3 protein-coding genes (1 of these 3 cut by a window edge) are annotated in these 23,188 nt (G+C 74.7%); all 3 read left to right on the top strand.

The window, feature by feature from the left end; all coding sequences use genetic code 11:
- Tightly spaced (each overlapping or abutting the next), the 3 genes in view from ACIO9J_RS39745 to ACIO9J_RS39735 form a layout consistent with a single transcriptional unit that may run on beyond the window.
- Positions 1-4,947, top strand: partial view of a non-ribosomal peptide synthase/polyketide synthase gene (locus tag ACIO9J_RS39745; RefSeq protein ID WP_402010132.1) — the 3' portion only. 16,998 nt of this gene lie to the left of the window's left edge; the window shows 4,947 of its 21,945 coding nt (coding positions 16,999-21,945); its start codon lies beyond the left edge, outside the window; its stop codon occupies positions 4,945-4,947.
- Positions 4,944-15,944 carry an amino acid adenylation domain-containing protein gene (locus tag ACIO9J_RS39740; RefSeq protein WP_402010131.1) on the top strand — a complete coding sequence of 3,667 codons (11,001 nt, stop codon included), beginning with the start codon at positions 4,944-4,946 and terminating at the stop codon, positions 15,942-15,944. The genes ACIO9J_RS39745 and ACIO9J_RS39740 overlap by 4 nt, the downstream gene beginning before the upstream one ends.
- On the top strand, positions 15,941-23,188 hold the full coding sequence (locus ACIO9J_RS39735; protein WP_402010129.1) for an amino acid adenylation domain-containing protein: 7,248 nt from the start codon (positions 15,941-15,943) through the stop codon (positions 23,186-23,188). Before ACIO9J_RS39740 ends, ACIO9J_RS39735 begins: the two co-directional genes overlap by 4 nt.

The raw sequence follows: 23,188 nt of genomic DNA, 5'->3' as shown, positions 1-23,188 counted from the left end.
GCCGCCCTGCCCGCACCGGAGTTCGGCGGCGGCGCGCAGGCGCGGCGGCTGCCGCGCTCCCCGCAGGAAGAGATCCTCTGCGCGCTCTTCGCCGAGGTGCTCGGCGTCGAGGCCGTCGGGATCGACGAGGACTTCTTCGCGCTCGGCGGGCACTCGCTGCGGGCCACCCGGCTCGTCAGCAGGATCCGGCAGGCGCTCGACGTGGACGTCTCCATCCGGCAGGTCTTCGACGTGCCGACCGTGGCGGGCCTCGCCGCGGCCCTGACCGGCGCCGCGCTCCCCGCACGCGCCCCGCTGGCCGCGCGGCCGCGCCCCGAGCGCGTCCCGCTGTCGTACGCCCAGCGCCGCCTGTGGTTCCTGCACCAGTTGGAGGGCCCGTCGGCGACGTACAACATCCCGACCGCCCTGCGGATGTCGGGGGCGCTCGACGTCGATGCGCTGCGCTCGGCGATCGCGGACGTCGTCGTGCGGCACGAAACCCTGCGGACCGTCTTCGCCGAGTACGAGCACGAGGACGGGCCCCGGCAGATCGTCCTGGCACCCGAGGCCGCCGTGCCGGACCTCGCCGTGGTGGACGTGGCGGCGGACGAGCTCGACGACGCCGTCGTACGGGCGGCGGGACACGCCTTCGACCTGCGCTGCGACCTGCCGGTGCGGGCCACGCTGTTCAGGACCGCGCCCGACGAGCACGTGCTGCTCATGCTGATCCACCACATCGCCACCGACGGCTGGTCCACCGGGCCGCTCGCCCGCGACCTGGGCACCGCCTACCAGGCCCGGACCCGCGGTGCCGCGCCCGCCTGGGCGCCGCTCGCGGTGACCTACGCGGACTACGCGCTGTGGCAGCGCGACGCGCTCGGCGGCGTGGACGACGCGGACAGCGTGCTCGCCCGCCAGCAGGCCTACTGGACCGGCCAACTGGCCGACCTTCCCGAGGAGTTGCAGCTCCCCGCGGACCGGCCGCGGCCCTCCGTCAGTGGACACGAGGGCGGCCGCGTCACGTTCACCGTGCCCGCCGCGCTGCACGGGCGGCTCGCCGAGCTCGGCAAGGAGACGCACACCAGCGTCTTCATGGTCGTGCAGGCCGCGCTCGCCTCGCTCCTGAACCGGCTCGGCGCGGGCGACGACATCCCGATCGGCACGCCCGTCGCCGGACGCACCGACAGCGCCCTCGAAGACCTCGTCGGCTTCTTCATCAACAACCTGGTGCTGCGCACCGACACCGCGGGCGACCCGACGTTCCGGGAGCTCCTCGACCGGGTGCGGCGCACCGACCTGGACGCGTACGCACATCAGGACCTGCCCTTCGAGCAGCTCGTGGAGGCGCTCAACCCGGTCCGCTCGCTCGGCCGGCACCCGCTCTTCCAGGTGCTCCTGAGCGTCAGCCCAGTCGACGACGACCCGGCGGGACAGGCCGGACTCGCGGGCCTCGACGTCGCCCCGTACCGGCTCGGCACCGCCGTCGCCAAGGTGGACCTCGCGCTGGCGCTCGCCACCGCGCGGTCGGCCGACGGGGCGCCCGCCGGGTTCTCCGGAGTCCTCGACTTCGCCACCGCGCTGTTCGACAGGGCCACCGCGGTCTCCGTCGTCGACCGGTTCCTGCGGCTGCTCGAAGCCGTCACCGCGGACCCGGACCTGCCGATCGGCGCCCTGGACGTCCTGTCGGCGGCCGAACGCCACGAGATCCTCGTGCGCCGCAACGACACCGGCACCGCCGCCTCGCCCGCCACCCTGCCCGAGCTGTTCCAGCGGCAGGCGCGGAAGACCCCGGACGCGCCCGCCGTCGTCTCCGGCGAGCTCACGCTGTCGTACGCCGGACTCGACGCGCGGGCCGACCGGCTCGCGCACCGGCTGCGCGCCCACGGCGTGCGGCGCGGCACCCCCGTGGTGCTCCTGATGCGCCGCTCGCCCGACCTGATCGTGGCGACCCTCGCCGTCGCCAAGGCGGGCGGCGCCTACGTCCCGCTGCACGAGTCCTACCCGGTGGAGCGCATGCGCTTCGTCCTCGACGACGCGGCGGCGCGGATCGTGCTCACCGACGACGAAGAGGCCGCCCGCGCCGCCGAGTTGGGCGCGGACCTCACCGTCCTCAGGGCCGACGAGGACCCGGCGGGAGTCCCGGACGGGGCACTCGCACTCGACCTGGCGCCCGCCGACCTGGCGTACGTGATGTACACGTCGGGCTCGACCGGCGTGCCCAAGGGCGTCGCCGCCACCCAGGGCGGCGTCGCCGACCTGGCCCTGGACGGCTGCTGGTCGCCGCAGGCGCGCGAACGCGTCCTGCTGCACGCCCCGCACGCCTTCGACGTCTCCAACTACGAGATGTGGGTCCCGCTGCTCTCCGGCGGCACCGTCGTGGTGGCCCCGCCCGGCACCCTGGACGCCGCCGCGCTCGGCGCACTCCTGGAACGCCACCGCATCACCGGGGTGCACCTGACCGCCGGGTTCTTCCGGGTCGTCGCCGAGGAGGCGCCCGGCTGCTTCGCCACCGTCCAGGAGGTCCTCACCGGCGGTGACGTCGTCGCCCCCAACGCGGTCGCCCGCGTCCTGGACCACGCACCGCACCTGGTCCTGCGCCAGCTGTACGGGCCGACGGAGACCACGCTGTGCGTCGCGCACCACGCGGTGACCGCGCCGTACGAGCCAGGCGCCCGGCTGCCGCTCGGCAGGCCGCTCGACCACACCCGCCTCTACGTCCTGGACGCCGCGCTGCGCCCGGTGCCCGACGGCGTCGTCGGCGAGCTGTACGTCGCGGGGGCCCAGCTCACCCGCGGCTACCTCGGGCGCGCCGCGCTCACCGCCGAGCGGTTCACCGCCGACCCGCACGGCGCGCCGGGGGAGCGGATGTACCGCACCGGCGACCTGGCCAGGTTCGACCGCGAAGGCCGGCTCGACTACCTCGGCCGCGGCGACGACCAGGTCAAACTGCGCGGCTACCGCATCGAACTCGGCGAGGTCGAGGCCGTCCTCGCGCGCTTCCCCGGCGTGGCCCAGGCCGCGGCGCTGGTCCGCGAGGACCGCCCCGGCGACCGCCGCCTGGTCGCCTACGCGGTGCCATCGGGCGGCGGCGAGGCCGACCCCGGCGAGCTGACCGGATGGCTCCGCGAGCGGCTGCCCGACTACATGGTCCCCGCGGCCGTGCTCGTGCTGGACGCGCTGCCCCTGACCACCAACGGCAAGCTGGACCGCAAGGCGCTGCCCGCGCCCGACTTCCAGGCACTCGCCACCGGACGCGAGGCGGGCACCGGACCGGAGAAGCGCCTCGCCGCCCTCTTCGCCGAGGTCCTCGGCCTGGAGCGGGTCGGCGTCGACGACGGGTTCTTCGACCTCGGCGGCGACAGCATCCTCTCCATCCAGCTGGTCAGCAGGGCCCGCGCGGCGGGCCTCGCGCTCACCGTGCGCGACGTGTTCGAGCACCAGAGCGTCGCCAGGCTCGCCGGGCTCGACCTGACGGCCGGCACCGGACCGGCCGCGGCGGACGTCGCCCCCACGGGCCCGCTGCCCGCCACCCCCGTCATCAGCGCGTACGGCGAGAGCGGCGGCCCCGTCGCCGGGTTCAACCAGTCCGCCGTGGTGCGGGTGCCCGCAGAGGCAAGGCTCGACACGCTCGGCGCGGCCCTGCGGACGCTGCTCGACCACCACGACGCGCTCCGGCTGCGGGTCGGCGGGCTCACGCCCGACACCGACCTCGACGTACTGCCGCCCGGCACCGTCGACGCCGCCGACTGCCTGGTCCGCGTCGACGTGGCGGACCTGACGGACGAGCAACTGCCCGACGCGGTCAGGCGCGAGGCGGAGAGCGCCCGCACCCGGCTCGCCCCGGCCCGCGGCGTCATGCTCCAGGCCGTCTGGCTCGACCGGGCCGCGCGCCCCGGACTCCTCGTCCTGGTCGCCAACCACCTCGCCGTCGACGCGGTCTCCTGGCGCACCCTGCTCCCCGACCTCGCCGAGGCCTGGCGGGCCGCCCACGACGGAACACCGGTGAGCCTCGCGCCCGTCGGCACGTCCTGGCGGCAGTGGGCGCACACCCTGCACGCCATGGCCACCACCCAGGAACGCGAGAGCGAGCTGGACATCTGGCGCGCCGTCCTCGACCGGCCCGCCACCCCCCGGGCGTACGGCAGCCACGACGAGGCGGGCACGCTCTCGCTCACGCTCCCCGCCGACGTCACCGAGCCGCTCCTGAGCTGGGTGCCCGGTGTCTTCACCGGCGGCGTCAACGACGTGCTGCTCACCGCCTTCGCCGTCGCCGTCGCCGAATGGCGGCGCGAACGCGGCGAGCAGGCGGGCCCGGTCGTGGTCGACCTGGAGAGCCACGGACGGCACGAGGACGCGGTGCGCGGCGCCGAACTCTCGCGCACCGTCGGCTGGTTCACCAGCGTCCACCCCGTCCGGCTCGCGCCGCGCGACGAGGCGGACCTGTGGGACGGCGGACCCGGCATGGGCCGCGCCGTCCGGCACGTCAAGGAAGCGCTGCGGGCCTTCCCCGACCACGGCATCGGCTACGGCCTGCTCCGCCACCTCAACCCGCGCACGGCGGCCGCGCTCGCCGCCTTCCCCGCCCCCGAGTACGGCTTCAACTACCTGGGCCGCGGCGCCATCGCCGGCGACCCCGGCGACTGGGACCGCGTCGCGGGCGGCGTCGCGGGCCGCCCCGAAGGCACCCCGCTCACCCACGCCGTCGAGATCAACTGCGCGGCGCAGGACGGCCCCGAAGGGCCGCACCTGACCGCCAACTGGACGTACGCGGGCGGACTGTACGACGCCGAAGGCATCCGGCGCCTCGCCGACCTGTGGTTCACCGCCCTCGCGGCCCTGGTGGAGCACGCGCGCAGGCCCGACGCCTCGGGCCTCACACCGTCCGACCTCACGCACGCGTCGCTGAGCCAGGCAGAGATCGACGAGTTCGAGGAAGACCTCATGTCCGATTGGGAGAACCAGCAGTGAGCAAGCAGCCACCACAGATCGAGGACATCCAGCCGCTGTCCTCGCTGCAAGAGGGCTTTCTCTTCCTCAGCCTCTTCGACAAGGCCGGACTCGACGTCTACATCCGCCAGTTCGTCCTCGACCTGGACGGCGACCTCGACGCGGACGCCATGCGCGCTGCCGCGCAGCAGCTCCTGGACCGGCACGCCACGCTGCGGGCCTCCTTCCGCCAGCGCAAGAACGGCGACTGGGTGCAGATCGTCATGCGCGGCGTCCGGGTGCCGTGGACGGTCGTCGACCTCACCGCGCTCGACGACGACAAGCGCGAGGAGGAGGCGCGGCGCACCGTCGAGGAGGACCGGCTGCGCCGCTTCGACCCCGCGCGCCCGCCGCTGATCCGCTTCACGCTCATCCAACTGGCCCCGCACCGGCACCGGTTGGTCATGACCAACCACCACATGCTGTTCGACGGCTGGTCCCTGCCCATCCTGCTGCGCGAACTGACCGCCCTCTACACCGGTACGAGCGGTGCCGCGCTGCCCCGCCCGCGGCCCTTCGCCGAGTACCTGTCCTGGCTCGGCGAGCGCGACAAGGACGCCGCGCGCACCGCGTGGACCGAGGCCCTCACCGGCATCGAGTCCCCGACGGTCGTGGCGCCCGACGCGGGCCCCATCAGCGAGCTGCCCCGTCAGATGCCCGTGCCGCTCGACCCCGAGGTCAGCAGCGGGCTCGCCGACCGGGCCCGCGCGCACGGCCTCACCGTCAACACGGTGGTGCAGGGCGCCTGGGCCCTGGTCCTCGCCCAGCTGACCGGCGCCTCCGAGGCCGTCTTCGGCGTCACCGTCTCCGGCCGCCCCGCCGAACTCCCCGGCGTGGAGAGCATGGTCGGCCTCTTCATGAACACGGTGCCGCTGCGCGCCCGCATCGACCCCGCGGAGACCGCGGGCCAGTACCTGCGCCGCCTCCAGGAGGAACAGACCCGCCTCCTCGACCACCAGTGGGTCAGCCTCGCCGAGGTGCAGAGCTGGGCCGGGTCCACCGGTCTGTTCGACACCGGCATGGTCTTCGAGAACTACCCGGTCAACGCCGCGAAGCTGGACGCGGGACTCGGCTCGGCCGGCCTCACCGTGGACAGTGCCGCGATCCGCGGCGGCGGCCACTTCGCCATGCAGCTCATCGCCGACCTGCGCGGCACCGCGCTGAACGTGCGCGTGGACTACCGCCCCGACCTCCTGGCCGACGACCGCGTCCGCGAGATAGCAGGGCGCGTGGCCCGCGTCCTGGCGGCGTTCGTCGCGGACGCGGAGGTGCCGGTGGGCCGGATCGGCCTGCTGGGTGATGCGGAGCGCGAGCGGATGCTCGTGGAGTGGAACGGTGTGACGGGCGGCGAGGTGTCGTCGGTGTCGCTGCCGGAGCTGGTCTCCGCGCGGGCGCAGGCCACGCCGGACGCGGTGGCCGTGAGCGATGAGAACTCCTCTGTTACATATGGGGAGTTGGTGGGGCGTGCGGACCGTCTCGCGCGGTATCTGGCCGCTCAGGGTGCGGGTGCCGAGCGGTTCGTGGCGGTGGCGATGCCTCGTGGCGTGGACGCGGTCGTGGCGCTGCTGGCGGTGGTGAAGTCGGGTGCGGCGTACGTGCCGGTGGACCCGGAGTACCCCGTGGAGCGCATCGCGTACATGCTGGAGGATGCGGCGCCGGTGCTGGTGCTCGCCTCCGATGAGGTGGCCCAGAAGCTGCCCGCGACGCAGGTCCCGGTCGTCGTACTCGATGGTCTCGAACTGCCGGACGCGACGCCCCAGTTGCAGGCTCCCGCGCCGGGCGATCCCGCCTACGTCATCTACACCTCGGGCTCGACCGGCCGCCCCAAGGGTGTCGTGGTCGAACACCGCGCCGTGGCCGCCTACTTGGCGCACGCGGGCGCGGCCTACCCGGACGCCTCAGGCGCCACCGTCCTGCACTCGCCGCTCTCCTTCGACCTGACCGTGACCGCGCTGTGGACCCCGCTCACGGTCGGCGGCCATGTGCATCTGGCCGCGCTGGACGGCGACGACCACGCGTCCCGCGCGCGTCCCTCCCTGATGAAGGTCACCCCGAGCCACCTGCCCCTGCTCCAGGAGCTGCCCGAGTCGGTCAGCCCGAGCGGCACGCTGATCATCGGCGGTGAGCAGCTGACCGGCGAGGCCCTGACGGCCTGGCGTGAGCGTCACCCGTCGGTCCGTGTCATCAACGCCTATGGTCCGACCGAATCCACCGTCAACTGCGCCCAGTTCGAGATTCTGCCCGGCCAGGAGGTCGGGTCCGGTCCGGTGCCGATCGGGCGGCCCTTCGGGCATCTGCGGATGTATGTCCTCGATGGCGCGCTGCGGCCCGCTCCGGTGGGTGTCGCGGGTGAGCTCTATCTCGCGGGTCCGCAGTTGGCTCGCGGTTACTGGGGTCGGGCCGGTCTCACGGCCGAGCGTTTCACCGCCGATCCCCACGGCGCGCCCGGCGCCCGCATGTACCGCTCGGGCGACCTCGCCCGCTGGAACGCCGAAGGCCAGCTCGAATACGTCGGGCGCACCGACCACCAGGTCAAGCTGCGCGGTCACCGCGTCGAACTCGGCGAGATCGAGTCCGCCGTGCTCGCGCACCCCGCCGTGGCCCAGGCCGCCCTCGTGCTGCGCGAGGACGAGCCCGGTGACCACCAGTTGGTGGCGTACACCGTGGCCGCCGAGGGGCGGACCGTCCAACCGGCGCACGTGCTGGCCGAGTTGGGCGGGCAGCTGCCCGACTACATGGTGCCGTCGGCGATCGTGGTGCTCGACGCGCTGCCGCTGACCGTGAACGGCAAGCTGGACCGGGCCGCGCTGCCCGCACCGGCCTACGCCGACCGCCCGGTCGGCGGGCGTGGTCCGCGTACGCCGCAGGAGGAGATCCTCTGCACGCTGTTCGCCGAGGTCCTCGGTCTCGACCGGGTCGGCATCGACGACGACTTCTTCACCCTCGGCGGGCACTCGCTGCGGGCCACCCGGCTCGTCAGCAGGATCCGCCGGACGCTGGACGTGGAACTGCCCATCCGCCAGCTGTTCGAGACGCCCACGGTGGCGGGCGTCGCGACGGCGGTCGCCACGGCGGGCCGCGGCCGCGCCGCGCTGGTGGCCAGGCCGCGCCCCGAGCGCGTCCCGCTGTCGTACGCCCAGCGACGCCTGTGGTTCCTGCACCAGCTGGAGGGTCCCTCCGCGACGTACAACATGCCGACCGCGCTGCGCCTGAAGGGCGCGCTCGACGAGGGCGCGCTGCGCGCCGCCGTCGCGGACGTCGTGGCCCGGCACGAGAGCCTGCGCACCGTCTTCGCCGAGGACGACGAGGGACCCCGGCAGATCGTGCTCGCGCCCGAGGACGCGCGCCCCGGGTTCGACCGGGTGGACAGCGGCCCCGACGACGTGGCCCGCGCGCTCGGCGAGGCCGCCGGGTACTGCTTCGACCTCGCCGCCGAACTCCCGCTGCGTGCCACCCTGTTCAGGGTCGCGCCCGAAGAGCACGTGCTGCTGATCCTGCTGCACCACATCGCGGGCGACGCCTGGTCGATGACGCCGCTGGCCCGTGACCTGAGCGCCGCCTACAGCGCGCGCGCCGGGGGACTCGCGCCGGACTGGACCGTGCCCGACGTGGCGTACGCGGACTACACGCTGTGGCAGCACGAGACGCTCGGCGCCGCGGACGACGCCGACAGCGCGCTCGCCACCCAGCTCGCCTACTGGCAACGGCAGTTGGCCGGGCTGCCCGAGGAGCTCCAGCTCCCCGCCGACCGGCCGCGCCCCGCCGTTGCCTCGCACCGCGGCGACCGGGTGGCCTTCACGCTCTCCGCCGACGCGCACCGAGGGCTCGCCGAGCTCGCCAGGTCCACGCACACCAGCATGTTCATGGTCGCGCAGGCCGCCGTGGCGGCGCTCCTGAGCCGGCTCGGCGCGGGCACCGACATCCCGGTCGGCACGCCGATCGCGGGCCGCACCGACGCCGCGCTCGACGACCTCGTCGGCTTCTTCATGAACACCCTGGTGCTGCGCACCGACACCTCCGGCGACCCGACCTTCCGGGAGCTGCTTGCCGGTGTGCGCGGCACCGACCTGGCCGCCTACGCCCACCAGGACCTGCCCTTCGAGCAGCTGGTGGAGGCCCTTAACCCGGCGCGTTCGCTGGGCCGTCACCCGCTCTTCCAGATCCTGCTCACCGTGCACAACGCCGACGAGGGCGCCGCCGCCGACGCGATCGGCCGGCTGCCGGGACTCGACGTCTCGGTGCAGGGCGGCGGGGACGGCGCGGCGCGCTTCGACCTGTCGTTCGCGTTCACCGAGCAGTTCGCCGAAGGGCGGGAGCCCGCCGGGCTGCACGGCTCGGTGACCTACAGCACCGACCTCTTCGACCGGGGCACGGCCGAGGCGCTGGTGGCCCGCCTGGAGCGGGTCTTCGCCGCCGCCGTCGCGGACCCCGACGGGCGCGTCGGCGCCGTCGAACTCCTCGCGCCCGCCGAGCGCGAGCGGCTGCTCGGCACGGACGGCGCGACCGAGCGCGTCTTCCCCGAAGAGTCGGTCGCCGAGGCGTTCCGCGCCCAGGCCGCCCGCACCCCGGACCACCCGGCGCTGCTCGCGGGCGACACCACCCTCACGTACGCCGAACTGGACGCCCGCGCCGAGCGGTTGGCGGCGCTGCTCCGGTCCAAGGGGGCCGGGCCCGAGCGGTTCGTCGCGCTGGTCCTGCCGCGCGGCGCCGAGCTGATCGTCAGCCTGCTCGCGGTGCTCAAGAGCGGCGCCGCCTATCTGCCGATCGACCCGGGCCACCCCAGCGAGCGCATCGCGTACATGCTGGCGGACAGCCGGCCGATGCTGGCCATCGGCACCACGGAGACCGCCAGGGACCTGGCCACGACGACGGACCTGGAGTGGCTGCTGCTCGACGACCCGGAGCTCGAACTCCCCGTCGTCGAAGGGACCTCGGCGGAGACGGCGGAGGCCGGGCACCCCGCGTACGTCATCTACACCTCCGGCTCGACCGGGCGGCCCAAGGGCGTCGTCGTCAGCCGGGGCAGCCTCGCCAACTTCCTCGGCGACATGCGCGCCCGCGTCCCGGTGGGCGCCGCCGACCGGCTGCTCGCCGTCACCACCATCGGCTTCGACATCGCCGGACTCGAAGTCTTCCTGCCGCTCGTGGACGGCGCGACGCTCGTGCTCGCCGACCGCGCCACCGTGCGGGACCCGGGCGCGCTCGGCGCGCTCCTCGCCGACAGCGGCACCACCGTCGTGCAGGCCACCCCGAACCTGTGGCACGGCCTGCTCGACACCGTCCCCGACGCGCTGCGCGGCGTGCGCGCGCTGGTCGGCGGCGAGGCGCTGCCCGCCGAACTCGCCCGCCGCCTCGCCGAGTCGTGCGCGTCCGCGATCAACGTGTACGGCCCGACCGAGGCCACCATCTGGGCGAGCGCCGCCCCGCTCGCCCCCGCGCTCACCGGCGCCCCGCCCATCGGCGTCCCGCTCGCCAACACCCGGATGTACGTCCTGGACGCGGGCCTGCGCCCGGTGCCGCCCGGCGTGCCCGGGGAGCTGTACATCGCGGGCGCCCAGCTGGCCCGCGGCTATCTGGGCCGGGCCGCGCTCACCGCGGAGCGGTTCACCGCCGATCCGTTCGGGGCACCGGGGGAGCGGATGTACCGCACCGGCGACCTGGCGCGGTGGCGCGGCGACGGACAGCTCGACTACCTCGGCCGCACCGACCACCAGGTCAAGCTGCGCGGCTTCCGCATCGAGCTCGGCGAGATCGAGGCGGCGCTCGGCCGCCACCCCGGCATCGCCAAGGCCGCGGCGCTGGTCCGCGAGGACCACCCCGGCGACCAGCTCCTCGTCGCGTACGCCGTGCCCGAGGACGGCGCCGCGCTCACCCTGGCGGACGTGCGCGAGCGACTGGCCGCGTTCCTGCCCGACTACATGATCCCCTCGGCGCTCGTCAGCCTCGACGCGATGCCGCTCACCCCCAACGGCAAGCTCGACCGCACGGCCCTGCCCGCGCCCGACCACTCCGGGCGCGCCGCGGGCCGGGCCCCGCGCACCCCGCAGGAGGAGATCCTCTGCACGCTCTTCGGCGAGGTGCTCGGCGTGGACGGCGTCGGCATCGACGACGACTTCTTCGCGCTCGGCGGACACTCGCTGCGCGCCACCCGGCTGGTCAGCCGCGTCCGGGACGTGCTCGGTCTCGAACTGGCCGTCCGGGGGCTCTTCGAGACGCCGACCGTCGCCGGTCTGGTCGCCGCCCTCGGCCGCGCCGACCGCGCCCGCGCCGCCCTGCGGGCCCGCCCGCGCCCCGAGCGGCTCCCGCTGTCGTACGCCCAGCGCCGCCTGTGGTTCCTGCACCACCTGGAGGGGCCGTCCGCGGCGTACAACATCCCGACCGCGCTGCGCCTGAAGGGCGCGCTCGACGAGGACGCGCTGCGCGCCGCGCTCGCGGACGTCGTGGCTCGGCACGAGAGCCTGCGCACCGTCTTCGCCGAGGACACCGAAGGGCCGCACCAGGTCGTCCGCGCCGCCGACACCGCACGGCCGGGCCTCGACGTCTCCGACACCACCGAGGCGGACCTGCCGCGCGCCCTGCGCGAAGCGGCGGGCCACTGCTTCGACATCACCGCCGAACTGCCCCTGCACGCCCACCTGTTCCGCCTCGCACCCGACGAGCACGCGCTGCTGCTGCTCGTCCACCACATCGCGGGAGACGGCTGGTCGATGGCGCCGCTCGGCCGCGACCTCACCACCGCGTACGCCGCCCGTGCGCGCGGCGCCGCGCCCGGCTGGACGCCGCTGCCCGTGCAGTACGCCGACTACGCCCTGTGGCAGCGCGAGGTGCTCGGCGACGAGAGCGACGCGGACAGCCCGCTGGCCCGTCAGATCGCCTATTGGAGCGAGCAACTCGCCGCACTGCCCGAGCAGTTGGAGCTGCCGACCGACCGGCCGCGCCCCGCGGTCTCCGGGAACCAGGGCGACCGGGTCACCTTCACCGTGCCCGGCGAGCTGTACGAGCGGCTCGGCGCGCTCGCCCGCACCAGCCGCACCAGCGTGTTCATGGTCACCCAGGCCGCGCTCGCCACGCTCCTGAGCCGGCTCGGCGCGGGCACCGACATCCCGATCGGCACACCGATCGCGGGCCGCACCGACAGCGCGCTCGACGACCTCGTCGGCTTCTTCGTGAACACCCTGGTGCTGCGCACCGACACCACGGGCGACCCCACCTTCGGGGAGCTCCTGGACCGGGTGCGGCGCACCGACCTGGACGCGTACGCCCACCAGGACCTGCCCTTCGAACGGCTCGTGGAGGTCCTCAACCCGGTCCGCTCGCTGGGCCGTCACCCGCTCTTCCAGACCCTGCTCACCTTCAACAACGACCGGCAGGACGCGGGTGGCGCGGGCCCGGACACGGCGCTCGACGCGAGCCGCGTGGAGACCAGCACCGGCGCCGCCAAGTTCGACCTGTCGCTGACGTTCAGCGAGCGGCGCGACGGCGCGGGCGAGCCCGACGGGCTGCACGGCTGGCTGGAGTACCGCACCGAGCTGTTCGACGCCGCGACCGCGCGGGCCATGGTCGACCGGCTGCTGCGCGTCCTCGCCGCGGCCGCCGCCGATCCCGGGCTGCGCATCGGCGCCATCGACATCCTCGACCCGGCCGAACGCGAACGGATCGTCGTGGGCCGCGGCGGCCCGGTGCGGGACCTGGCGCCCACCACCGTGCTCGACCTGTTCGCCGCGCAGGCGGCGGCAACGCCGGGCGACACCGCCGTGCTCGCGGGCGACACCACCCTGACGTACGCCGGACTCGACGCGCGCGCCAACCGGCTCGCGCGCTTCCTGACCGCGCGCGGCGCGGGCCCCGAGAGCGTCGTGGCCATCGCCATGCCGCTGTCGGCGCAGACCGTCGTCTCGGTCCTCGGCGTCCTCAAGTCCGGCGCCGCCTATCTGCCGATCGACCCCGAGACCCCCGCCGACCGCGTCGCGCACCTGCTGCGCGACGCCGCGCCGCACGCCGTCCTGACCACGGCGGCGACTCCGGCGGGACTGCTTCCTGACGACACCGACCCGTACGCCGTCGGCCTGCCCGACGTCGTCGACCTCGACGCCCCCGGCACGGTCGCGGCGCTCGCCGCGCTCGACGACGGGGCGGTCACCGACGCCGAGCGCACCGCACCGCTGACCCCCGGCAACGCCGCGTACGTGATCTACACGTCGGGCTCCACCGGACTGCCCAAGGGCGTCGTCGTCGAACACCTGCCGCTCGTGCGGTACCTGACGACGGCCAAGGACCGCTACGCGGGCGCGGCGGGCACCGCGCTGCTGCACTCGCCGCTCGCCTTCGACCTGACGGTGACGGGCCTCTACACGCCGCTCCTGACCGGCGGCACCGTCCGCGTCGGCGACCTCAAGGAGCTGCACGGCGTCGCCGTCAGCGCCCCGCAGACCGGCTTCCTCAAGGCCACGCCCAGCCATCTGCCGCTCATCCAGGGCATGGCGGAGCAGGACGTGCCGCGCGGCGAGCTCGTCCTCGGCGGCGAGAACCTCACCGCGGGCCCCGTCCGCGAACTCCTGCGCGCCCACCCCGGCGTGACCGTGGTCAACGAGTACGGGCCCACCGAGGCCGTCGTGGGCTGCACGGAGTGGCGGGTCACCGCGTCCGACGAGGTGCCCGACGGGTCCCTGCCCATCGGCTCGCCGTTCCCCGACACCCGGCTGTACGTCCTGGACGAGGGCCTGCGCCCGGTGCCCGACGGCGTCCCCGGCGAGCTGTACATCGCGGGCACCCAGCTGGCCCGCGGCTACCTCGGGCGCGCCCCGCTCACCGCGCAGCGCTTCGTCGCCGACCCGTTCGGCGGGCCCGGCGCGCGCATGTACCGCAGCGGCGACCTCGCCCGCTGGAACAAGGACGGCCTGCTCGAATACCTCGGCCGCACCGACGACCAGGTCAAGCTGCGCGGCTTCCGCATCGAGCCCGGCGAGATCGAGGCCGTCCTCGACCAGCACCCGCAGGTCGCCCAGACCGCCGTCGTGGTGCGCGAGGACCGGCCGGGCGACCGCCGACTCGTCGGGTACGCCGAGGGTGCGGAAGGCAGCACCCCGCAGGGCGCCGACCTGGTGCGGTGGCTGCGCGAGCGGCTGCCCGACTACATGGTGCCCGCGACCGTCGTCGTCCTCGCCGGACTGCCCCTGACCGGCAACGGCAAGGTCGACCGCAAGGCGCTGCCCGCGCCCGACTACCAGGCGCTCGCCACCGGACGGGCGGCGGACACGCCCCGGCAGAAGGCGCTCGCCGCGCTCTTCGCCGAGGTGCTCGGCCTGGCACAGGTCGGCGTCGACGACGGGTTCTTCGACCTCGGCGGCGACAGCATCCTCTCCATCCAGCTCGTCGGCAGGGCGCGCGCGGCCGGACTGCGCCTCACCGTGCGGGACGTCTTCGAGCACCAGTCGGTGGCGGCCCTCGCGGAGTTCGCCGCGGAGGCGGGCGAGGACGGCCCCGCGGCCGGCGCGGACCAGCGCACCGGCACCCTGCCCGCCACGCCGATCATGCGCTGGTTCACCGGACAGGGCGGCCCCGTCGCCCCGTTCAACCAGTCCGTCGCGGTGCGCGTGCCCGCGACGGTGGACCTGCCGACCCTGACGGCCGCGCTCCAGACGCTCCTGGACCACCACGACGCGCTGCGCATGCGCGTCACCGACACCGGCACGGACGACGGCGTGGAGATCCTGCCCGCCGGAGCCGTCCCGGCGGCGGAGTGCGTGCGCCGCGTGGACGTCTCGCACCTCGCCGCCGACGACCTGCCCACGGCCCTGCGCACCGCGGCCGAGGAGGCCCGCACCCGGCTCGACCCGGCCACCGGGCGGATGGTCGACGCGGTGTGGCTCGACCGGGGCGAGGCGGCGGACCCCGCGGACCGGCGCGGTCTGCTCGTCCTGGTCGCGCACCACTTCAGCGTCGACGCCGTGTCCTGGCGCATCCTGCTGCCCGACCTCGCCGAGGCGTGGCAGGCGGCCGCGCGCGGGCAGGAACCGGCGCTCGCCCCCGTGGGCACGCCCTGGCGGCACTGGGCCCGCACCCTCCACGAGGGGGCCGCCGAGCAGGCCCGTGAGGCCGAACTCCCCCTGTGGCAGGGCATGTTCGACGGCGCGCGGGACCCGGGCACCGACCCGGCGCGCGACACCCGCGAGGACGCGGGACGCCTCGCCGTCAGCCTGTCGCCCGAGACCACCAAGGAACTGCTCACCTGGGTGCCCGGCGAACTCCACGCGGGCGTCACCGACCTGCTGCTCGCCGCGTTCACCGAGGCGGCCGGCGCCTGGCAGCGCTCGCGCGGGCGCAGCTCGGGCGGAGTCCTGCTCGACCTGGAGAACCACGGCAGGCACGAGGAACTGCACCCCGGCACCGACCTGTCGCGCACCGTCGGCTGGTTCACCACGCTGCACCCGCTGCGGCTCGCCACCGACCCGGAGGGCACCGGCGGCGCCACCCCCGGCGTGCTCGTCAAGCACGTCAAGGAGCAGGTGCGCGCCGTACGCGACCACGGCGTCGGCCACGGCCAGCTCCGCTACCTCAACCCCCGCACCCGGCAGCTCCTGGAAGCCACCCCGGCGCCCGAGTTCGGCTTCAACTACCTGGGCCACTTCACCGGTTCGGACACCGCGGAGGAGGCCGCCGACTGGGCCGCCGTCAGCCGCGGGCTCGCCGGACAGGACCCCGGGGCGCCGCTCGCGCACGCGGTCGAGCTGACGGCGGGCGCGCACGACGACGAGGCGGGGAACCCGGTCCTGCGCGCCGAATGGACCTTCGCGCGCAGGCTGCACTCGGAGGCCGACGTCCAGCGGCTCGCCGACGCCTGGTTCCGCGCCCTGCAAGCCCTGGTCGAGTACGCCCGGCGGCCCGACGCCGGCAGCCTCACCGAGTCCGACGTCGCGCTCAGCTCCATCAGCGCCGACGAGATCGCGCTTCTGGAATCCGATTGGGAGGCGTCCCTGTGACGACCACACGCTCCGGCCTGCAAGACATCCTGCCGCTCACCCCGTTGCAGGAGGGGATGCTCTTCCACCACGCCTACGACGCGGACGCCGACGACGCCCTGGACGTCTACACCGTCCAGGTGTTCCTTGAGCTGGAGGGCCACGTCGACGTGGCGGCGCTGCGCACCGCCGCGGACGCGCTGCTGCTGCGCCACCCGAACCTGCGCGCCGGATTCCGCTTCCAGGGCGTCAAACGGCCCGTGCAGTTCATCCCGCGCACGGTCTCCGCCGTACTGCGCGAGAAGGACCTGACCGCCGTGCCGGAGGCCGACCGGGAGCCGCAGGCCGAGGCCGTGGCGGTGCGGGACCGCTGGGAGCGCTTCGACCTGGCGCGCCCGCCGCTGGTCCGGTTCACGCTGCTGCGCCTGGCACCCGGGCGCCACCGTCTGATCATGACGTGCCACCACATCCTGCTCGACGGCTGGTCGATGCCGGTCCTGCTGCGCGAGCTGATGGCGCTGTACATCTCGCGCGGCGACGCCACCGCGCTGGCGCCGGTGCGCCCCTACCGCGACTACCTGGCCTGGCTCGCCGCCCGCGACCGCGACGGCGCGCGCGACGCCTGGCGCGCCGCCCTCGAAGGACTGGACAGGCCCACGCTCGCCGCGCCCGAACCCGGGCCGCTCACGGTGCGGCCCGAGCGCGTCGGGTTCACGCTGACCGACGCCTCGCACGCCGCGCTCGCCCAGTACGCCCGCTCCCAGGGCCTGACCCTGAACACCGTCGTCCAGGGCCTGTGGGCCGTCGTGCTCGGTCGGCTCACGGGCAGCGCCGACGTGGTGTTCGGCGCGACCGTCTCCGGGCGGCCCACCGACCTGCCGGGCGTGGAGAACATGGTCGGGCTGTTCATGAACACGCTGCCGGTGCGCGCCAGGCTCGACCCGGCCGAGCCCGTCGGCGCGCTCCTGCGCAGGCTCCAGGACCAGTCGGCGCGGCTCCTCGACCACCAGTGGGCGGGGCTCGCCGAGATCCAGAACTGGGTCGGCTCCAAGCGCCTGTTCGACACCGCGATGGTCTTCGAGAACTTCCCGTCCCGGGTCGGTGGCGGCCAGGGCGGCGAGGACGCCCCCGCCGTCGACGCGCCCCGCGTCGTCAAGATCCACTCCAGTGACGCCATGCACTACCCGCTCGGCCTGCTCGTCCTGCCGCGCCCGCCCATGCGGTTCTCGCTGGGCTACCGGCCCGACCTGTTCGAGCGCGCCGAGGTGGAGCGCGTCGCCGACCGTCTTCGGCACGTCATCGACGCGGTGCTCGCCGACCCGGACCTGCCGGTCGGCCGCATCGACGACGGCGCCCGCGCCACCGCGTCCACCGGCACGGCCACCGCGGACACCGCCCAGACCGGCGCCGGACACCCCGCCGCGCTGCCCGAGACGACCTGCCGCGACCTCTTCGAGGAGCAGGCCGCCCGTACGCCCGAGGCGCCCGCGCTCTCCGACCACGAGGCCCTGCTCGGCTACGGCGAACTCGACGCCCGCGCCAACCAGTTGGCCCGCGACCTGATCGGCCGCGGCGTCGGCCCCGAGTCGTATGTCGCCGTCGCCATGCCGCGCGTCAACGACCTCGTCGTCGCGATGCTCGCCGTCCTCAAGGCGGGCGCCGCCTACGTGCCCGTCGACCTCGGCTACCCGGACGAGCGCATCACGCGGATGATCGACGACTCGGCGCCCGTGCTCGCGCTGACCGTCACCGAGGCGGCCGGCCGGCTCGACGGCCTCGGCGTACCCGTGCTCGCCGTGGACGACGCCGGACACCGCGAACTGGTCGCACGCCAGGACGCGGGCCCGGTCACCGACGCCGACCGGATCGCCCCCGCGTCCCCGCGCCACCCCGCGTACGTCATCTACACCTCCGGCTCCACCGGACGCCCCAAGGGAGTCGTCGTCGAGCACCGCTCGCTCGCCGCCTACGCCCAGCGCTGCCGCGAGGAGTACCCCGGCGTCGACGGCGTCGGCCTGCTGCACTCCTCGATCTCCTTCGACCAGAGCGTCGGCGCCCTGTACGTGCCGCTGATCAGCGGGGGACAGGTGCGCCTCGCCGAACTGGACGAGCGCGCGGTGCCGGGCCCCGGGCCCGGCGCCGCACGGGCCACGTTCATGAAGGCGAGCCCCTCCCACCTGGCGCTCCTCGCCGAACTGCCCGACGAGGTGTCGCCGACCGGCAGCATCACCTTCGGCGGCGAACAGCTGCGCGGCGAGGTGCTCGGACCTTGGCGCGAGCGCCACCCCGGCACCACCGTCTTCAACGTGTACGCGCCCACCGAGGCCACCGTGCACTGCGTCGACCACCGCATCTCGCCCGAGGACGAGACCCCCAAGGGCCCCATCCCGATCGGCCGCCCCAACGCCAACACCCGCCTGTACGTGCTCGACACGGCGCTGCGGCAGGTGCCCGACGGCGCGCCCGGCGAGCTGTACATCGCGGGCAGCCAGCTGGCCCGCGGCTACCTCGGCCGTCCCGCGATGACCGGCGAACGCTTCGTGGCCTGCCCCTACGAGGCCCCCGGCGCCCGCATGTACCGCACCGGCGACCTGGTGCGCCGCAACGCGGACGGCGACATCGAGTACGTGGGCCGCGTCGACGAGCAGGTCAAGGTCCGCGGCTTCCGCGTCGAACTCGGCGAGATCCAGACCGCGTTGACGGGCCATCAAGGCGTCACCCAGACCTCCGTGATCGTGCGCGAGGACGAGCCGGGCGACCAGCGCATCGTCGCGTACCTGGTCCCCGGCCAGGACGGCTGGGACCAGTCCGTGGCCCGCCGCCACCTCGCGGGCGTGCTCCCCGAGTACATGCTGCCCGCCGCCTACGTCACCCTGGACGCGCTGCCGCTCACGCCCAACGGCAAGATCGACCGCACGGCGCTGCCCGCCCCCGACTACGGCGCCCAGGCCACCGGCAGGGAGCCGCGCACCCCGCGCGAGGAGATCCTCTGCGGGCTCTTCGCCGACGTGCTCGGCACCAGCCGCCGCATCGGCATCGACGACAACTTCTTCGACCTGGGCGGCCATTCGCTGCTGGTGATGCGCCTGGTCGGCCGCGTCCGCACGGCGCTCGGCGTGGACCTCGGCATCCGCAGCCTCTTCGAGGCCCCCACGGTCGCCGCGCTCGTCGAACGCCTCGACGCGAGCGCGCCGGACGCCAGGCCCGCGATCCGGCGGGACGGCACACGCCCCGAGCGGCTGCCGCTCTCCTTCGCCCAGCGCAGGCTCTGGTTCCTCGCCCAGCTCTCCGGACCTGGCCACACCTACAACATCCCCATCGCGCTGCGGCTGCGCGGCCGTCTCGACCGCGCCGCGCTCGCCGCCGCCCTCACCGACGTCGTCGACCGGCACGAGAGCCTGCGCACCGTCTTCCCCGCCGCCGACGGCGAGCCCTACCAGCGGGTCCTCGACACCGTGCCGTTCGAGCTGCGCCCCGAGAGCGTGCGCGAGGACGCGCTGCGCGAGACGCTCGCCGAGGCCTCCCGCGCCGTCTTCGACCTGGCCGAGCAACCGCCTTTGCGGGCCCGCCTGTTCGAGGTGGCAGGCGAGGCAGCGGTATCCGCTGAAGAGCACGCCGACCACGTCCTGCTCCTGCTCGTGCACCACATCGCCAGCGACGCCTGGTCGCGCGGCCCGCTCGCCCGCGACCTGGGCGCCGCCTACGCCGCGCGCGCCGAAGGCCGGGCGCCCACCTGGACGGCCCTGCCCGTCCAGTACGCCGACTACGCCCTGTGGCAGCGCGAGCTGCTCGGCTCCGAGGACGACGCGGACAGCCTGGTCTCCCGGCAGCTCACCCACTGGCGCGAGGCGCTCGCGGGACTGCCCGAACAGATCGAACTGCCCCTGGACCGGCCGCGGTCCGCCGCCTCCAGCCAGCGCGGCGGCCAGATCCACCTGACGATCGACCCCGACCGCCACCGCCAACTCCTTTCCCTGGCACGGGAGTCGGGCGCAAGCCTGTTCATGGTCCTGCAAGCGGGCCTCGCCGCGCTCCTGAACCGGCTCGGCGCGGGCGACGACATCCCGATCGGCTCGCCGGTCGCGGGCCGCGGCGACGAGGCGCTCGACAACCTCGTCGGCTTCTTCGTCAACACCCTGGTGCTGCGCAACGACGTCTCCGGCGACCCGGCCTTCCGTGAACTCCTGCGCCGTACGCGGGAGACGGACCTGGCCGCCTACGGTCACCAGGACGTGCCCTTCGAGCGGCTCGTCGAGGTCCTCAACCCGGTCCGCTCCGCCACCACCCACCCGCTGTTCCAGGTCACCCTGGTGCTCCAGAACACCGCCCGCTCCACCCTCGACCTGCCGGGCCTGACCGCCAACACCGTGCAGGTCACCGACGGCTCCAACAAGTTCGACCTCGGCTTCAGCCTCACCGAGCGCTACACCGAGGACGGCACGCCCGTGGGCCTCGTCGGCACCGTCGACTTCTCCACCGACGTCTTCGACGCCGCCACCGTCGAGACGGTCGCCCGCCGCTACACCCGCCTCCTCGCCCAGGCCGTCGAGAACCCCGCCACCACGGTCAGCGGCTTCGCACTCTGGGACGAGGGCGAGCGCGGGCGGGTGCTCACCGAGTGGAACGACACCGCGCACCCGGCGCCCGCCGCGAGCGTGCCCGAACTCTTCGCCGCGCAGGCCCGCCGCACCCCGGACGCCACCGCCGTCCTCTTCGCGGGGGACCGGCTCACGTACTCCGAACTCGACGCCCGTGCCGAGGAGTTGGCGAGCCGTCTCAGCGCCGAGGGGGCAGGCCCCGAGTCCCTGGTGGCCGTCCTGATGCGGCGCTCGCCCGACCTGGTCGTGGCGCTGCTCGCCGTACTCAAGTCGGGCGCCGCCTACGTGCCGCTCGACCCGCGCTACCCCCAGCGCCGCATGGAGCAGGTACTCGGCGAGACCACGCCCGCCGTGCTCCTCGCCGACGCGGCGGAGCGCGAGCGCGCCGAGAGCCTGCGCGCCTGTGCCCCCTCGGCGAAGGTCGTCGCGGTGGCCGACACGGGGCCCGCGGCCGACGGCGGCGCGGACCGCGCGCCCGTGCGGCCGGGACAGCTCGCGTACGTCATGTTCACCTCCGGCTCCACCGGCCGGCCCAAGGGCGTCGCGGTCAGCCACGAGAACATCGTCGGTCTCGCGCTCGACCCGTGCTGGCGGGGTGAGGCCCAGGAGCGGGTGCTCGCCCACTCGCCGCACTCCTTCGACGCCTCCACCTACGAACTGTGGGTGCCGCTGCTCTCCGGCCGCACCGTCGTCGTCGCGCCGCCCGGCGAACTGGGCGCGCCCGAACTGCGGCAGGTCATCCAGGACAACGACGTGAGCTGCGTGTTCCTGACGACCGCGCTGTTCAACTTCCTCGTCCAGGAAAGCGTCGACGCGCTGCGCGGCCTCAAGCAGGTGTGGACCGGCGGCGAAGGCGTCTCGCCGGACGCCGTGCGCCGGGCCGTCGCCGAGTGCCCCGACACCGTCGTCACCCACGTCTACGGACCCACCGAGACGACGACGTTCGCCACCTTCCACGCCCTGCGCGCGGACCGGGCGATCGACGGCACCGTGCCGATCGGCGGACCGATGGCCAACACCCGCGCCTATGTGCTCGACGACCGCCTGCGGCCCGTGCCGCCCGGCGTCCCCGGCGAGCTCTACCTGGCCGCCTCCGGCCTGGCCCGCGGCTATCTGGGCCGCCCGGCGCTGACCGCCGAACGCTTCGTCGCCGTCCCGTTCGCGGGCCCCGGCGAGCGCATGTACCGCACCGGCGACCTGGTGCGCTGGAACGCCGGGGGACAGATCGAGTTCATCGGCCGCAGCGACCAGCAGGTCAAGATCCGCGGCTTCCGCATCGAACCCGGCGAGATCGAGACCGTCCTGACCCGCCACGACACCGTCGCGCACGCCGTGGTCACCGTCCACGAGCCGCAGCCCGGCGACAAGCGCCTGGTCGCCCACGTGGTCGCCGCCGACCCCGGCACCCCGGTCGACATCGCGAAGCTGCGCGCGTACGCCGCCGAGACACTGCCCGACTACATGGTGCCGGTGGCGATCACCCCCGTCGACGCGCTGCCCCTCACCCCCAACGGCAAGGTCGACAAGAAGGCGCTGCCCGCGCCCGTCTACGACACGGCGGGCGGCCGCGGCCCGCGCGGACCCGTCGAGGACGTGCTGTGCGGCCTCTTCCGCGAGGTCCTCAAGATCGACAAGGTCGGCATCGACGACAACTTCTTCGACCTGGGCGGGCATTCGCTGCTCGCGCCCCGGCTCGCCGAACGTATCCGTACGGCCTTCGGGGTGCGCCTCGCGGTCCGTGACGTGTTCGCGGCGCCCACCGTCGCGGCCCTCGCCGACCGCGTCTCGGGCGACGGCGCGGGCCACGACCCGCTCGGCGTCCTGCTGCCGCTGCGCCCGCACGGCGCCGCCGCCCCGCTGTTCTGCGTCCACCCCGGCCTCGGCCTGAGCTGGAGTTACGCGGGACTGCTGCGCCGCATCCCGGCCGACGTGCCGGTGTACGGACTCCAGGCGCGCGGCTTCGCCGAGGGCGACGTGCTGCCCGAGTCGATCGAGCGGATGGCCGCCGACTACGTCGACCAGATCAAGACCGTCCACCCCGAAGGCCCCTACCGGCTGCTCGGCTGGTCGCTCGGCGGCAACGTGGCCTACGCCATGGCGTCGCTGCTCCGGGCCAAGGGCGAGAAGGTCGAACTCCTCGCGCTCCTGGACGCCTACCCGAGCGCGGGCGCCGCGGCACCGGCCGCGCCCACCGCCGGCGCCACCGCGCCCGCCGCCCCCGACGAGCGCGACCGCGCCGAACTCCTCGCCCGCAACCTGCGCGCCGACGGGTTCGCCGTCGACGCCGAGGAACTCCTCGCCACCGGCTTCCCAGCGGCCCGCTACAAGGCCCACCTGGCGGGCCGGGGCGACCCGCTCGGCGAGCTCGACGAGCGCGAACTGACCGCCGTGTCACGGGTGTACGCCAACAACGTCCACCTGCTGCGCGCCCACCGCCCCGAGCCGACCGACGACGGCGTGCTGCTGTTCTCGGCCACCCGGGTGTCGGCCGCGGCCGCCGAGCGCGCCGAGCGCGCGGGGGACGGCCGCCCGCGCGGCGAGGCGGCCTGGCGGCCCTACGTCGGCGGCGACATCGAGATCGTCGACGTCGACGCCGCCCACGCCGACCTGCTGGCCTCCGACTCCGCACTCGCCCGCATCGGCGACACCCTCGCCGACCGGCTCTGA

This window comes from Streptomyces sp. NPDC087300, from assembly GCF_044744425.1.
GTDB lineage: Bacteria > Actinomycetota > Actinomycetes > Streptomycetales > Streptomycetaceae > Streptomyces.
Note: the sequence above shows the minus strand (reverse complement) of the source record. Positions and strands in the feature narration are given on the sequence as shown.